Consider the following 15522-nt stretch of genomic DNA (forward strand, 5'->3'; position numbering starts at 1 on the left):
GATCGGCGCCGATTGCGAATTATTTTTGCAGCAGCTTCTCGATGTCCGCTTGAATTTGTTCAGGTGTGACGGTAGGGGCAAACCGTTTCACAACGCGGCCGTTCCGGTCAATGAGAAACTTGGTGAAATTCCACTTGATGGCTTTTGAACCAAGGAACCCTTTCGCTTCACGAGTCAGGTATTTGTATAACGGATGGGCTCCGGCGCCATTCACGTCAATTTTGGCATACAGAGGGAAGGTAACGCCATGGTTTAATTCGCAAGCTTTGGCAATTTCATCATTGTCGCCAAGCTCCTGGTTCATAAACTGACTGCTGGGAAACCCGAGAACGGCAAAGCCGCGGCCGCGGTATTTCTCGTACAGTTCCTCCAACCCTTTGAACTGGGGGGCGAAGCCGCATTTCGTCGCCGTATTAACGATCAACAGCACCGATCCCTTATAGGGAGCCAGTGTTTCCCGTTCACCACGGATGGTTTTCACTTCAATATCGTATAAAGACAATCTCCAGGCACCTCCTCATACATCGTTCTTGTCTCTCTATTCTACCATGCTCATTTATCCACTCCAAAAAATCAGGAGGCTTTTCTTATGAAAATCGCTTGTTATGACTGCGGGCGAGAGTTCCCCGTCGACTCTTTCCCCGTACGCTGCGGATGCGGCGGCTTATTGACAGTCCACCAGACCTTTCACAGCGTGGACGCCGAGAAACTGAAAGCAACATTCCACGAACGCCTGCAGGAAAGAGGAACGTCCTACGCTAGTGGAGTATGGCGCTATAAGGAACTGATTTGCCCGGATTTGCCGGACTCGTTTATCGTAACGAAATATGAAGGCAACACGGGCTTATATGCCGCCCAAGCCGCTCGCGACTATGCCGGTTTGCGGCAGGTATGGCTCAAAGCCCAAAGCGAGAATCCCAGCGGCTCGTTCAAAGACAACGGGATGACCGTCGCCGTCTCTTTCGGTCGGTTTACGGGCAGCACCAGCTTCGCCTGTTCCTCTACCGGCAACACTTCCTCCTCCCTAGCCATGTACGCCGCCGTGGCAGGCTGCAGGTCCGTGGTTCTTGTTCCGGAGCATGACGTATCCATCAGCAAAGTACTGCAGACTGCCGCATACGGAGCGGAGATCATCCGTTTTCCCGGCACTTACGATGATGGAATCCGCTTTTTGGAGAAACGCGGGGCGGAGCTGGGGTTATATGTGTGCAACTCCGTCAACCCCTTCCGCATCGAGGGACAGAAGAGCATCGCGTTCGAGCTTGCTCAAGACCTCAGTTGGTCGCTTCCGGATTGGATTGTCGTTCCCGGGGGCGCACTCAGCAATGTATCCGCCCTGGGTAAAGCCCTACGGGAGCTGAAGGAGTTGGGCTTCATCGATAAACTACCCCAGGTGGCCGTGATCCAGGCGGAGGGCGCATCACCGTTTCACCGCATGGTGAATTCCGGCCTGCCGGAGCTGGCGCCGGAACCGACTCCTCGCACCATCGCCTCCGCCCTCAACATCGGCAATCCGCCCAGTTGGCGGAAGGCACTGCAGGTGCTCCAAGAGACGCAAGGCATCACCGCATCGGTCTCGGATGCGGAAATCATGGCGGCTAAAGCGGTCATCGACAGGAGCGGCATCGGCTGCGAACCGGCTTCCGCCGCCGCTTTGGCGGGATTGCGCAAGCTCGTCCTCGCCGGAACAATCCACAAGGAGGAAACGGCAGCCTGCATTCTCACCGGGAATATGCTAAAGGATACGGATGCGCTCAAAGGGTATTTATCCTCCTCCACTGTTCAAAAAGAACGGAGGATCGAAGCCTGAGGTCTCCCCAAAATAAGTAGCTCGGAATGCTTCCAGCAGCATAACTGTACAAAAAAAACCAAGGAGCCTAGCGATCCTTTCTCGCCTAGCTCCCTGGTTTTTGGCATTCTCTATTGCATTTCTTTCAGTAAGCTCACGAAAAATCATTTATACCGTCTATGCCATCATCATCCGGCGCTTCGTTCAGACGCCAGCTCATTTTCCATCAACTTCCGGTTACTCTCATGTGAATCTTTCATACCCAAAGGAAACCGGCAATCTTCAATAAGCCTGTCGATTTTATCCGTGTCGCCCTCAAGTATCGCTTCCCGCATCGAGTGAATATACGCCAACGCATGCTCCTGGCGCTGTTTGATTTCTTCCTGACTAAGGGTATAGCCCCCATGCCCCGGAACAAGCATCTCAATAGTATGTTGATCCAAAATGGTATCCACCTTCTCCATCGTAGCTTCATAGGACTTACTGCTGGTATAAATGAAAGGAAACTCTAAGTCAGACAAATAGTCTCCTGCAAGCAAAACTCCAAGCGGCTCCACCACAATCATGATCCCGTCATCCGTATGGCCCGGGGAGGTATAAAACACGAGCCGCAAACCTCCGATTTCCAGAGACTCGCCATCCTTCTCCACAGCATAATCAACCGGCGGAAATTCCAGCCGATAATCCCGCTGCAGGTAAAACTGGTCATCAAACGCTCGGCACATATCTACCTTTTCCATCTTCGCTTCCGGAGAGAGCTCCGCAAAGGCCCGGCTGGCTATCACCTTAGCTCCCGGGAAAGCCCCGTAGCCAATGATGTGGTCGTAATCCGAATGGGTAAACAAAAGAACGAGCTTCCGATTCTTCAAGGATGCGTAAACGTATCTCCGAATTTCCTCGACCTCATGAGGCAGCCAATTCGGATCCACGACCAGCACCGCTTCGTCGCTCTGAATGACTGCGGATGTGGTCTCATACAGCAGACTGCGAAACAAAGTAACGGATTCGTCTTCCCACACGATCATGTTTCAGCCATCCCTTCTGTCCTGACCCTCACTTTTCGATCATTTTAGCAACGGCGATATCTGTTGTCAATATTCTTAACATGTCAAACCATTAACCTCTTAAACATTTTGCCAATTTGTTATTTCAATGTCACATTATATTACATAAATCTGCATTTTCCGATCTATTATACCTATTGCAATAATAAAAATAAGTGATTTCTGTCATCTTAGCGAGAAAGAAGGTGGATTGTATGGTAAACACCCAAAAAAACGGTTTGGAAGCCGGCAAGGCTCCAAACCGCCATTCTTACCCATCATCCGTTTAAAAGACTTTCGTCGTCCAGGATTCGCAGTTCCATACCTCGGTGGCAACCTCCCGATAAAACTCCGGCTCGTGGCTGATCAGCAGAATGCTGCCTTTATACGCCTGGAGCGCCCGCTTCAGCTCTTCCTTGGCGTCGACATCCAGATGGTTCGTCGGTTCGTCCAGCACTAACAGGTTGGTTTCCTGATTGATCAGCTTGCACAGGCGGACCTTGGCTTTTTCGCCGCCGCTCAGCACCTCGATCTTGCTTTCGATATGCTTGGTGGTCAGACCGCACTTGGCCAATGCCGCCCGTACTTCAAATTGGCTGAAGGACGGAAACTCTTGCCACACTTCCTCAATGCAGGTGTTGTAATTCGTCCCCTTGACTTCCTGCTCAAAATAGCCGACGTACTGATAGTCGCCCCGCTCTACCGAACCAGACAGCGGCTTGATCTCTCCCAAAATGCTGCGCAGCAGGGTGGTTTTGCCGATGCCGTTGGCGCCGGTGAGGGCGATCTTCTGTCCCCGCTCCATCTGCAGGTTCAGCGGACGGGATAGCGGCTCGTTGTAGCCGATAACCAAATCCTTCGTTTCAAAAATCATCCGAGAAGACGCACGGGCTTCCTTGAAGTTAAATACCGGCTTCGGCTTTTCTTTGGCCAGCTCGATGATCTCCATGCTGTCCAGTTTCTTTTGCCGGGACATGGCCATGTTGCGGGTAGATACCCGCGCTTTATTCCGCGCCACGAAGTCCTTCAAATCGGCAATCTCCTGCTGCTGGCGCTTGAAGGCGGACTCCAACTGTGACTGTTTCGCTTCATGTTGCTGGAGAAAGTTGTCATAGTCGCCGACGTAGCGGTTCAGCTCCTGATTGCCCATGTGATAGATCAGGTTGATCACGCTGTTCAAGAACGGAATATCGTGGGAGATCAGCACAAAGGCATTCTCGTATTCCTGCAAGTAACGCTTCAACCACTCGATGTGCTGTTCATCCAAATAGTTGGTCGGTTCGTCCAACAACAGGATGTCCGGCTTTTCCAAGAGCAGCTTGGCAAGCAGGATCTTGGTCCGCTGGCCGCCGCTCAAGTCGTGAACGTCCCGATCCAGGCCAATTTCGTCCAAGCCGAGGCCCCGAGCCACTTCCTCCACCTTGGCATCGATGGTATAAAAATCGTTGCTGGACAGCGTATCCTGAAGCACGCCGACTTCCTCCAGCAGCTTCTCCATCTCGTCCGGATCGGCGGAAGCCATCTGCTCATACAAGCGGTTGATCTCCGCTTCCATGTCAAACAAGTAACGGAAAGCCGTCCGCAACGCGTCGCGGATGGACTGTCCCTTCTGCAGCACGGCGTGCTGGTCCAGATAGCCGATGCGGACGTTTTTCGCCCATTCGATCTTGCCGGCGTCCGGCTCCAGTTTGCCGGTGATGATGTTCATGAACGTGGATTTTCCCTCGCCATTGGCGCCGATCAGCCCAATGTGCTCCCCCTTCAGCAGCCGGAAGCTCACATCATTGAAAATCGCCCGGTCCCCGAAGCCGTGGCTGACGTTTTTTACTGTTAAAATACTCATTTATCGCACCTTTTCGGATAATATAGTCGGATTCCATTTTCCTTACTGATTATAGACGGAGGGGGCGGTAAAACTCAAGCCCGTTTCCCTGTACTCGCCATGCTCTACCATTTGCTATATGATGGAAGGTAGTAGACAAAGGAGGTATTTTACGTGAACGTGAACCTGAGTTATCCGATTGGCCGCTTCACCCCGCCTGATGTGATTTCCGAGGAGCAGATCAACGAATGGATTCGGGAGATTGCCGATCTGCCAATGGTTTTGCGGCGCACCGTGGAATCGTTGTCTGTCGAACAACTGGACACCCCGTACCGGGAAGGGGGATGGACGATCCGTCAAGTCGTTCATCACTTGGCGGAGAGCCATTTGAATAGTTTTATCCGCTTCAAGCTGGCTTTAACGGAAGAGAACCCGACGATCAAGCCTTATGACGAACAGCGCTGGGCTGAGCTTCCCGATACCAAAAACATGCCCATCGAGGCTTCTTTGACCCTGCTCACCGGCCTGCACCAACGCTGGGTATTTTTACTGGCTACCTTAGCCCCTGAGGATTTACAAAAAACGTTCTACCACCCGGAGTCAAAAGAAACGGTGAAGCTAGCTAAAAATGTCGGAATCTACGCCTGGCACGGCCGTCACCATCTCGCCCACATTACCGGTCTCCTCGAAAGAATGGGCTGGGTATGACCGATTTATCGCATAAAACAGATCCGGAACACTCCAAGCAATCGGATGACGAGCATAAACCGCATCACCATGGCCTGAGTCTGGCGGAAATACCGGAAGTGGTCACCGAGAAGGAACTGTCTATCCTCAACTCCGATGCTTTTTATAATCAATCCGTTTACGATACCGACAGCTTAACCGTTGAAGAGATCCAAAAGGACAAACAGGAAGGGCAGGAATGCGGAGCCAAACGCTATTTTCTCAAGGATGGGAAGGAAGCCATTGGGATCCTCGAATACTTGCAAGATTATCCGAGCGACGGATATATGTGGATCGGCTTGCTGCAGATTCGCAAGGAGGATCAAGGGAAAGGCTACGGCCTTCGGGCTTTAGAACTTTTTTACGAGAGGCTTGAGAAGAAAACGGTCGCCATCCAACTTGGCGTCGTCACCGGCAATGAGCCGGGGCACCGCTTTTGGCGGAAAAACGGCTTTGTCTATCTCCGCACCGTTCCATATGGTGAAAAGAAAGAAGCCGCGGTGTACGAAAAACGCCTGTCCGATTAGATTTACCGATAGTATTACGATTCTAAAAATGGTAAAATATTTATATAAAAATGATTATCGAAAGGGTGATCATTATAGACGCGGAAAAAGCAGATATTGAAAAGAACAGGGGAATAGCCATTGTTGCGTACATTATCTTCTTCGTCCCTCTGCTTGCTGCCAGAGACTCGAAATTTGCGATGTATCATGCGAATCAGGGCTTGCTTCTGTTTCTAGCCGCAGTTGCCATTAATATCGTAGGGGCGATTATCCCCATTCTCGGATGGCTGATCATTTCTCCCCTGGGGAATCTTGCGGTGCTCGTATTTGCCATTATCGGCATCATGAATGCGGCGAAGGGAGAGCAAAAACCGCTGCCCTTCATCGGAGGCTTTCAAATTTTGAAATAAACAAGCATAACGGCAGCCCTTCCAATCTTGCTCTGGAAGGGCTGCCGTTTGTGAGGATAAATGTTTGTATGACCGAATTTAGTTATTCCTCCAGCGCTTTCTTCACTTCTTCTGGCGTATGGGCCCACCACTCCGGATTGAATTCGGAGAGCAGCTTCTTTAGCGCCATTTTCTCCGAGTCATTCAAGTTTTCCACGAGAATCTTGCGCTTCATCGCCCGATCCATCCGGTTGACGTGGTCGGCAAGGATTTTCCAACCCCGCTTCGCTTCCGTATCGACGAGCATCTCGCAGGCTGCCAATCCGCCGTAAAATTGCCCCTCCTCGTCCCGGTCCACCGCTACCCAAACGATAAAGCAGCGCCGTCCGTTGGGCACGTCCTCTTTTTCGCCCGAGAATTTGATGCCCTTCTCGATTTTGCTCTTGGCATGCAGCGTCCCGTTATCGAGATATGCCTCCCCTTGGTCAATGACAACCCCCGACACGTTACTCAAGTCGATGGCTCCAGCCCCGAAGCCTTTATGATTGACTTTGCTGCTTACTATGTTAAGCGAGATCTTTTTCCCCTTGTTCTCCAGTTCCAACCCGAAAGCCCCCTTCTGTCAAAAATCGCAGCGATATTCATTCTCACTCATCTTACCATACCATCCCCATTGCGGTAAAAGCGAGTGGACACGCCTTACCTGTCCTAAACTCCGGCGGACAAACATATACATCCTTTAGACTGTCTGTCCGACGATCCGGAGGGGAAGCAAATGAAACGAAAGTGGACTGAGCGATGGGCGCTTTGGGCGCTGGCCGCATGCGCCGTCCTGATCACCGCCGCCGCCGCGGCAAAATGGGCTGGTTGGTTTCCTGCCGGAAAGCACGTGCAGGTAGCCTCGCTCTCCCAGAAAACCATCATAGCCGGCGAGCCGGCTCCGCTGGACAACGTTCCAGTTGTGCCTGAATCTCCCGCCGCCCTCAGCAAACGCTTGGTGGAGTACCACATCTCCGTGTCTCTCGACCCGGACAAAAAAGAACTCCAAGGTACCCAATCCGTCACCTGGGAGAATCCGGGGAGCCGTCCGGTTTCCGAGCTTTATTTTCACCTGTATCCCAATGCCTTTGAGTCGGACAAAACCACCTTCAACCGGGAATCGGGAGGAAAGCTGCGGCAGGATGAAAAAAAGCCGAACAACACCGGTAACATGACCGTGACCGGCATTCGTTCCGAGCAAGGGGAAGATCTGTCGCGCCTCACTGAATTTGTCCGTCCCGATGACGGCAATTCGCAGGACCATACCTTGATGAAGCTGCGTCTCTTAACGCCGGTACCCGCCGGAGGCAAGATTACGCTGAACCTGGACTTTCTGGTCAAGCTGCCCTTTGTCTATGCGCGCATGGGCTATGCAGATGACAACTTTTATATGGCGGGGCAGTGGTTTCCGAAAATCGCCGTCTACGAGCCCGCCGGTACCCGCGGCCGCACCGAGGAAGGCTGGAACCTGCACCAGTATCACGGCAATTCCGAGTTTTACGCAGACTTTGGCATTTACGACGTGAAGATCAAGGTGCCAGCGGGATATACGGTAGCCGCCACCGGTTTCCCTTCCAAAATCCAAGCCGGCCCTTCCTCCACGAAAATTTACCGCTATTACGCCGACGACGTGCACGACTTCGCCTGGGCGGCTTCTCCCCATTTTATCTATTATGAAGAAAGCTTTTCCGCCCCTCAGATTCCCGGCGTGAAAATCAAGCTTTATCTCGATCCAGCCCATAAAGATTTGAAAAATCGCTATCTCTTAGCCGCCAAAAAGGCGTTGACCCGCTACAGCGAATGGTATGGTGCGTACCCCTACTCCACCCTCTCCATCGTCGTGCCTCCGGCTGGCGGCAACGGGGCCGGCGGCATGGAATATCCGACGCTGATTACGGCGTGGGCCGCGGATGATAAACAGCCATCTCTAGAGCTGGAGCGCGTTATCGTCCATGAAATCGGCCATCAATGGTGGTACGGCATGGTCGCATCCAACGAGTTTGAAGAGGCATGGCTGGACGAGGGCTTTACTTCCTACGCCGAAGATATGGTGATGCAAAAGGAATATGGCTCCGCATCCATTCTGCCTTTGGAAGCCAGCTACGTCACCTCACCGGAACCGCTGAAGAAGCTTTCCTGGGATTACGGCAGCCATAGCGTTTATGCCGACAATGTGTACACCCGCGCCAAACTGGTGCTGAACGCCATCGAACGCCAAGCCGGGGAACCGGCGATGAAAAAAATCCTCCGGACCTACTTTCAAAAATGGAAGTTCCGCCACCCTTCCACGGAAGACTTTCAGCGCACAGTGGAAAGCGTAACCGGACAAAGCTGGAGCGACTTTTTCAACCAATATGTGTATAACGGCCTCATGTCCGATTATTCTGTGGATGGAATCCGCATCAACAAAAAGACGGTAGATGGCGCTACCGTTTATGACAGCCGCGTCCTGATCCGCAAGCTGGGCGGCCAGACGTCAGCCGTGCCTGTGCGTTTTCACTTCAAGGACGGCTCCACGAAGGATGAAATGGGCGATGGCAAAGCTAGCGAGGTCCAATACAAGTTCAACGGATCGTCCCCTGTCGATTGGGTGCAGATTGATCCGAAGCATACCCTTGTTCTGGAAAACCGCCACATGAACAATTACCTGAAGGCCGAAGCTGATCCGGTCTGGAGCGTCCGGTTGAACACCGGCGTACATAAAATTTTGGAGGCCCTGATTTCCTGGGTCGCCTGGTGAGGAGAGATGGCCGATGCTGACATCGCTTAAAGACGGATGGAAAGCGGCATGGTCCCAAGGCTTTCTGCTCGTCTTCCTATTTGTATACCGGCTGGCATGGGCGATCGCCCTTTACCGCTGTATCCAGTCGATCGTCGTTCCGCTCCTGCAGCGGTTTCCCACAGAAAAAGGTTCTCAGGAGCAGGCGCGGCTTTTCCTTGCCGAAGCGGAATTCCGTTTGACCAAAACCGATATCAGCCACTCGTATCTGCTGCTGTTCCTCATTCTGCTGCTCATTCGAGCCGCCCTCACGCCGCTATTGAATGCAGGCATCTTTTACTCCTTACGCCATACGAAACTGAATACGGGCTACCGTTTTTTTAAAGGGATGAAATCATTGGCGCTGCCCTTTTACCTTTTCTATCTGGCTCAACTCATCCTGCTTCTCCCCGCCGTTTTCTATGTATGGCCCGACGTGAAAGCCGCTTTGGCGTCCTATAACCCCGACTCCTTCATCAATAGCGGCTTGCTGCTGAAGCTTGGCGGCTTGCTGGCTTACAGCTACGTACTCCGCCTTCTCTTCTTGCACTTGCAGTTGGGTAAAACCGCCGAGGCTCCACTTCTAGGCACATTCGCACGTTCGCTTCTGCGCCTCCCCTTCATTCTGGCCATTGCCCTGATCATCCTGCTCTTGTCCACTTTAATGGGCGGCGCCGTAATGGCCATCACCCTGTGGAAGGCGAGCCTGTGGACGTTGATCCTCTACCAAGCGTACAATTTTGTCCGGACTTACATGTCCCTGTGGGGCCTCACCGCCCAACAGAAGATTTTCGAGACTGGCACACTGAATAAATAAACGAATCAAAAAAATAACGGTATCAAGGGAGAGAGCCACCACCATCCCCTTGATACCGTTATTCGTCTATAACGCGGCTTTACCGCTGATTCAGCTTGATGCGTATGGGCTTGGAATCGGGAGAGCCGTTATCCTTGAGGACAAGGGTCAAATCATGGGACTCGGAAAAGTAGCTGCTTTCAAAAGACAGCAGCGGATAACCGTCTTGAGCGGAAGCTGCATTCAACCGGTATTTAACGCCTTTTTCGTCTTCTAGGTATGGATGGAGGTCCTCGATCCAATTGTTATTGTACTCACCCCCGTCAAACACCATCATTGTCACCGTGGGGGTTATCTCGATGTTTTTCAGAGAGAAGGTTTCGGTTCCGTTCTTTGCCATAACGTCCGGATAGATTTTGGGAGCTAACTTTTTCAGGCCGCTTAGATCAAGCTGCAGCGACCAATTTCCGGCAACGGTATATGGGGCCCTGCCATATTTTTTGTAGGTCGCGTCTTGCTTGTCCGCCTCCGTCACCTGTTGCGGAACCCTTTTGGCAATGAACAGTTGGTAATCGTCTATCTCGTCAGTGGTAACCGTAACCTTGTCGGGCATGGCTTCCTTATCCAAATCCCATCTGTACTGGGCAATTCCCTCCATCGTTTTGGTTTGTGCGAAATGAGGGTTATCGGGATCAACGGTAAAATCCATCTGCTCTTCTTTGCCGTTGTAGTTTATTAGCATCCGCCGGGGGATCAGATTCGCAAAACTCTCATGCCCTTCTTCAATCGTTACCTTGTAAGAAAGGGTGATCATTTTCTCGTCCGCGACGATATCCTGCACTGCAAAGGTCACACCATTATCGGTTACTTGCACGGCGTTCTGGAAGACATAGTCGTTTTTAATGGCTGCGTCCAACCCTTTGTCACTCCAGGATGCGACGACAAGAGGAGACAGAACGGGCAGTCGTTCCGTTACGGCATTGGCAATAGCAGGCGAGATATTCATCATGGCGACAAAGGCAGCCAGAAGCGCCGCCGCTGTCGATATCGACCGCATGGCCATTCTAAGGTGGTTTCTCCGCTTTATCTTAGGCTCCGCACGGCTAATCCCCTTCCGGATGGCATCCGTCAATTCGAAAGGGACTTCGATCCCATGGAAGCGGTCCTCATTGATATTGTTCATCCCACATCCTCCTTTAACTTTCTTCGTAAAAACAGGAGCGCCCGGTGGAGATAGGTTTTGACTGTGCCTTCTGGCAGTTCCAACACTTGAGCCGTCTCCTTGATGGTCATTCCTTTGAAGTATTTCAAAATAATAACCGACTTTAGTTGGGCGTTTTCCAGACAATCAATCGCATCATACAAGTCCATGCGCTCGTCCAAGAACAAATCCGGGTCGTCCGGAATGTTATCCAAGGGGTTGGAGCCGTCTTCTCTTTCCGGAAGCAGCACGACCTTTTGTTTTTTTCGCAGAAAATCCTTGCAGCAGTTGATCAAAATCCGCATCGTCCACGTGTTGAAATACTTATCGTTTTTAAGCGTATGTAGGGAGGAATACGTTTTGAAAACCGCTTCACTGACAATATCCAAAGCGTCGTTTTTATTCTTCACATATAAAAAAGCCATCTTGTAGAGGTTGATCTTCGATTCGCCGATAAGGTCTTCAAACGCCTTTCCATCGCCTTTCTTAGCCCGCTTGATAAGCTTGATTTTTTCGCTGTCCATGGCACTCTCCTTGCGTGGTAGTGAAAGGCAACGTTACCTGTTTTGTGATCACCCTCGTTAGACATAGAAAACCTCAAAACGGTTTTGATGGCTGTTACTTCTTTCACTTTGCGGGAGTCACCCGACATTTCCATGAACGCGTCCGCACAAAAAAGGAGCCGAATGATTCGGCTCCTTCGTGTTTCCCATTGTATACAAAGCGGCTTATCCCGCTTCCCGTCCGTTTCTCTTAACCAATAGAGCATAAACCAACAGGGAACCGACATCGAAAAAGGCAATGACGGCGCCCATAGGCACCGCTGTTCCGCTACCGCCCAATCCGACGAGAGGCGCCGCTAGTCCCCCAATGATATAGGAGAGTAAGCCAAGCAGAGCCGAGGCGCTCCCGGCAGAGCGTCCGTAGTTTTGCAGCGCAAGCGACGTTCCGCTGGTCGAAACGATGCCGACGCTGGATACTACGATGAATAGGGAAGGTAAAATGCCGGCAAGCCCGACTCCGAGCAAGATCACGGTCAGTAGGGCAACTCCGCCCAAAGAAGCAAGGATGAGACCGACTACGAACAGTTGACCTTCCCCAAAGCGTCCCACCAACCGTCCGGTCAATTGCCCGGCTATGATGATGCCGAGCCCGTTGATGGCGAAGAGAAGGCTGAAAAGCTGAGGTGAGACGCCGAATAGATCCTGAAGCACAAAAGGCGAACCCGAGATATAGGCGAACATAGCCGCAACGACAAAGCCTTGAGCTAAGGCCAGACCCATAAACTTCCGGTCTCCCACCAGCTTGCCGAAGGTTTGCACGGTGTTCTGCAAGCCCCCTTTTGCCCGGTCCCGGACCGGCAGAGTCTCGGGCAGCGAGAGCAGGACAGCGAGAAGCATGGCCACTCCGACCAGTGTGAGGATGACGAACACTCCACGCCAAGAGGTGGCCTTCAAGATCTGCCCGCCCAATATAGGAGCCAGTATAGGCGCGGCGCCGTTGACAAGCATCAGCATGGAGAAGAATTTGGTCAATTCTTTGCCCGAGTAGAGGTCACGGACAACAGCCCGGGAGATGACGATTCCCGCTGCACCAGCCGCCCCTTGAAAAAAGCGTAGAACAATGAGCATCCAGACAGACGGGGCGAAGGCGCAAAGCACCGAAGCCGCAGCGTACACCACCATGCCAACAAGAAGCGGCAGCCGGCGCCCCCGCACGTCACTGAGCGGCCCCGCCAAGAGCTGTCCGAGAGACAGGCCAAGCAAACATGCAGTCAGTGTAAGCTGCGTCAATGAGGTGCCGACATTCAGCTCATCCGCCATTTTGGGGAGAGCCGGCAAGTACATATCCAGCGAAAGCGGCCCGAACGCGGACAAAGCGCCTAAAATGACGGTCATTCGGATTCGGCGCGACCGGGCAAGGGAAAGAGAGGAATCCCTCTCTTGGGCGGTTTGGCTATTCATGGGTGAATTTTCAGACCTTTCTTGCATCTATTTCGATAAACTTTCGTTTCCAAGTAACCTTTCCTGGACAGCGATTTCGGGTTAGTTTAAAACAGCTGCCCCCCCTTGTCAAGAATTTCAACCTGAATTCAGCAGAATGCGTGTCCAATCCCGCATTTTTCTCACAATTTTCATAGTTGAACCGCACAATTTTATTTTTTTCGGAGATTAGGAGGAAAGTAGAAGCTTTTGCAGAATAGAATATTTTGTGTTAAAAAACGTCATACGCCGAATTTCCGCTTTCGCGGAAAACGGGGGAACCATTTTGGGTGAATTGGCCTAGCTGTCATGGGCCATAGGGAACCTTCAACCGAACCCTCAAGCTAACCTCGTAGGCTCAGGAAGGAGTTTACCGTTTTTGAAAAAGCTTATTGTGTTTGTCCTCTGTCTCACCTTCTCTTTCGGTATCTTAGCAGAAAGCGCTTTCGCGGCGTCTTCCTTGGAGACCAAGGTGAACAGCCTGATCGGAACCGACTATGTTTATGGCGGCACCACCACCAAAGGTTTCGATTGCTCCGGTTTTACCATGTACGTGTTCAACCAGTTTGGTATTGATTTGAACCACAGCTCCAGAGCCCAGTCCGAGGATGGTACTGCCGTCTCCAAAAAGAACCTGCGCGCAGGCGATCTTGTCTTCTTCGACACGGACGGAGCCGTAACATCCGGCGGAATTTCTCATGTTGGCATTTATCTCGGCGACGGCGTTTTCGTTCATGCTTCCACCAATAAAGGCGTGATCAAAAACAAGCTGAGCGAGGACTACTACGCAAAGCGGTATGTTACCGCCCGCCGTATCCTGTCCGACGATCAATACGAGAAAATCGCAACCGAATAATCCGCATTTTTCAGAATAAGGTCATCCGGCAGACATGTCTTCCGGTGACCTTTTTTCTTTATTTGTACTTGCTCCTTTACTCCTACTGTGGCAAGGATGGTGGTTTTTCTGAAATCGACCTATCCGTTTGACAGAACCGTTCTGATCAATGCCTTTAAATGCGCGTCCATCGGTATGGCTGTCCTATCTCTTAAAGGACACTGGCTTAACGTGAACCCGGCCTTTTGCCGCATACTCGGATATACAGAAGAGGAACTGCTGGAGCTGAACTTCGCAGATATCACTCACCCGGACGATCTCACTTCGGATTTGGACATGTTTAACCGCCTCATTACAGGAGAACTGCAAAAGTATGAACTTGAAAAACGGTATATCCATAAAACCGGACGTATCTTGCAAATCGCTTTATCGGTATCCATCGTACTTAACAAGTTCCAAACGCCACTCTATGTCATCACTCAAGTTCAGGATATAACCGAAAGAAAAAGAGAGGAACGCGAGCGTACCGCCGCTCTCGTCAATCAATTGAAATCCTCGAGAGAGTCGTTTTTGATCCTGCTCAATCAGGTTCCGGACGCGGCGATTATTCTCGATGATGCCGTTTGCGTTTACGCCAACGAAGCAGCTTCCGCTTTTCTCGGCGGTGGCAATCCCGATTTTCTGCCCGGGCGCTCCATTTACGATATCGTCCTCCCCTCCCATCATCAGGCAGTAAAGGAGCACCTGGCCAACCAGCAAGTCAGCATCTGGAGCCAATCCTCCATCGAATATCGGGTAACCGGCTATGCCGGGGAAGAATACGATGTCGAAGCGCTAGCGTTTCCCGTCCTCTTCAATGACAGGCCAGCCGTCAACCTGCTCTTGCGGGATATGGCCGAGCACAAACTATCCCGTTCGGCTCTGATCGAGTCGGAGAAGCTTTCTACCGTAGGACTGCTTTCCGCAGGGATCGCCCATGAAATCCGCAATCCTCTAACCTCTTTGAAAGGCTTCCTCAAGCTGCTGCGTACCCAAGTCGAGAATTACCGGTATATCTCCATTATGGAATCCGAGCTGGAACGGATCGAATCCACGGTAAACGAACTGCTTTTTCTGGCAAAACCGAAGCTGCAGTCGTATTCATCCGTGGAAATTTTTCAATTGTTAACGGAAGTGATCCTCTTTCTCGAACCCCATGCCCATCTGCTTGATGTCATCATCACAGGGCCGCCCGCAAGCGAAGAGCGTTATGTCTGGGGCGACCGAAATCATTTGAAGCAAGTCTTTCTCAACCTGATCAAAAACGGGATGGAAGCTTCCCCTTCCGGAGGACAACTTACCCTAAACGCCAGCGTAGCGGATGGTTGGATCAAAGTAACCGTCTCCGATCAAGGCAGCGGCATCCCGAAAGAGATCCGCAATAAGCTGGGGCAGCCCTTCGTCTCCACCAAAGAAAACGGAAACGGCTTGGGGCTGATGATCTGCCACAACATCGTGAAGAACCATAACGGCAGCTTGCTCATCACCAGCGGAAAAGAACTCGGAACCCAGGCAACGGTCGCTCTCCCCCTTTACCAACCGTCTGCTTCTTGATATAGGAGCAAAAAATCCCCACTCCGCATGATGCCGAAGTGGG

15 protein-coding genes and 1 riboswitch are annotated in these 15522 nt (G+C 51.7%); of the genes, 8 read left to right on the forward strand and 7 right to left on the reverse strand.

Going from position 1 to position 15522, the window contains the following annotated elements; all coding sequences use genetic code 11:
* Positions 1–19: 19 nt before the first annotated feature.
* Positions 20–502 (reverse strand): glutathione peroxidase, encoded by a 483-nt coding sequence (locus tag TJ79_RS12120; RefSeq protein WP_040950575.1) that lies wholly within the window; start codon positions 500–502, stop codon positions 20–22.
* 87 nt (positions 503–589) lie between these two features.
* On the opposite strand from TJ79_RS12120, the gene thrC reads away from it, so the two are divergent.
* Positions 590–1810: a threonine synthase gene (thrC, locus tag TJ79_RS12125; protein WP_052339528.1), complete on the forward strand. Its 1221-nt coding sequence runs from the start codon at positions 590–592 to the stop codon at positions 1808–1810.
* Positions 1811–1977: 167 nt separating this feature from the next.
* Here the strand turns inward: thrC and TJ79_RS12130 are convergent, their stop codons facing one another.
* The gene (locus TJ79_RS12130) at positions 1978–2814 is read right to left on the reverse strand and encodes an MBL fold metallo-hydrolase (protein WP_040950576.1); all 837 of its coding nucleotides are present in this window, start codon (positions 2812–2814) and stop codon (positions 1978–1980) included.
* Positions 2815–3118: 304 nt separating this feature from the next.
* Complete coding sequence (locus TJ79_RS12135; RefSeq protein ID WP_040950577.1) at positions 3119–4675, reverse strand: ABC-F family ATP-binding cassette domain-containing protein; 1557 nt, start codon at positions 4673–4675, stop codon at positions 3119–3121.
* A 153-nt stretch (positions 4676–4828) separates the two neighbouring features.
* Here TJ79_RS12135 and TJ79_RS12140 point away from each other — a divergent pair, with 153 nt between their 5' ends.
* From TJ79_RS12140 to TJ79_RS12150, 3 genes are all read left to right on the forward strand, one after another.
* The gene (locus TJ79_RS12140; RefSeq protein WP_040950578.1) at positions 4829–5362 is read left to right on the forward strand and encodes a YfiT family bacillithiol transferase; all 534 of its coding nucleotides are present in this window, start codon (positions 4829–4831) and stop codon (positions 5360–5362) included.
* Entirely contained in the window at positions 5359–5907 is a 549-nt protein-coding gene (locus tag TJ79_RS12145) for a GNAT family N-acetyltransferase (protein WP_040950579.1), read from the forward strand. The genes TJ79_RS12140 and TJ79_RS12145 overlap by 4 nt, the downstream gene beginning before the upstream one ends.
* Positions 5908–5972: 65 nt before the next feature.
* Positions 5973–6296: a magnetosome magnetite crystal formation protein family gene (locus TJ79_RS12150; protein WP_420319388.1), complete on the forward strand. Its 324-nt coding sequence runs from the start codon at positions 5973–5975 to the stop codon at positions 6294–6296.
* A gap of 82 nt (positions 6297–6378) precedes the next feature.
* Here TJ79_RS12150 and TJ79_RS12155 read toward each other — a convergent pair whose 3' ends face one another.
* Positions 6379–6873, reverse strand: coding sequence for a YwhD family protein (locus tag TJ79_RS12155; protein WP_081756883.1), 495 nt, complete (start codon positions 6871–6873; stop codon positions 6379–6381).
* Between the two features lie 177 nt (positions 6874–7050).
* On the opposite strand from TJ79_RS12155, the gene TJ79_RS12160 reads away from it, so the two are divergent.
* Positions 7051–9054: a M1 family metallopeptidase gene (locus TJ79_RS12160; protein WP_052339529.1), complete on the forward strand. Its 2004-nt coding sequence runs from the start codon at positions 7051–7053 to the stop codon at positions 9052–9054.
* Positions 9055–9067: 13 nt separating this feature from the next.
* Positions 9068–9889, forward strand: a complete 822-nt coding sequence (locus TJ79_RS12165) for a hypothetical protein (RefSeq protein ID WP_040950582.1) — start codon at positions 9068–9070, stop codon at positions 9887–9889.
* Between the two features lie 79 nt (positions 9890–9968).
* Here TJ79_RS12165 and TJ79_RS12170 read toward each other — a convergent pair whose 3' ends face one another.
* From TJ79_RS12170 to TJ79_RS12180, 3 genes are all read right to left on the reverse strand, one after another.
* A complete protein-coding gene (locus tag TJ79_RS12170; protein WP_040950583.1) occupies positions 9969–11051 on the reverse strand; it encodes a DUF4179 domain-containing protein in 1083 nt (360 codons plus the stop codon).
* Positions 11048–11593: a sigma-70 family RNA polymerase sigma factor gene (locus TJ79_RS12175; RefSeq protein WP_040950584.1), complete on the reverse strand. Its 546-nt coding sequence runs from the start codon at positions 11591–11593 to the stop codon at positions 11048–11050. The genes TJ79_RS12170 and TJ79_RS12175 overlap by 4 nt, the downstream gene beginning before the upstream one ends.
* Positions 11594–11797: 204 nt before the next feature.
* Positions 11798–13033 (reverse strand): multidrug effflux MFS transporter, encoded by a 1236-nt coding sequence (locus TJ79_RS12180; RefSeq protein ID WP_040950638.1) that lies wholly within the window; start codon positions 13031–13033, stop codon positions 11798–11800.
* Between the two features lie 255 nt (positions 13034–13288).
* A riboswitch (cyclic di-AMP (ydaO/yuaA leader) is annotated at positions 13289–13425 on the forward strand.
* 5 nt (positions 13426–13430) lie between these two features.
* Between TJ79_RS12180 and TJ79_RS12185 the strand changes: the two genes are divergently transcribed.
* On the forward strand, positions 13431–13907 hold the full coding sequence (locus TJ79_RS12185; protein ID WP_040950585.1) for a C40 family peptidase: 477 nt from the start codon (positions 13431–13433) through the stop codon (positions 13905–13907).
* A gap of 96 nt (positions 13908–14003) precedes the next feature.
* Positions 14004–15479, forward strand: coding sequence for a PAS domain-containing sensor histidine kinase (locus TJ79_RS12190; RefSeq protein ID WP_081756876.1), 1476 nt, complete (start codon positions 14004–14006; stop codon positions 15477–15479).
* Positions 15480–15522: the final 43 nt, after the last annotated feature.

This window comes from Gorillibacterium massiliense (genome assembly GCF_000455485.1).
Taxonomy (GTDB): domain Bacteria; phylum Bacillota; class Bacilli; order Paenibacillales; family NBRC-103111; genus Gorillibacterium; species Gorillibacterium massiliense.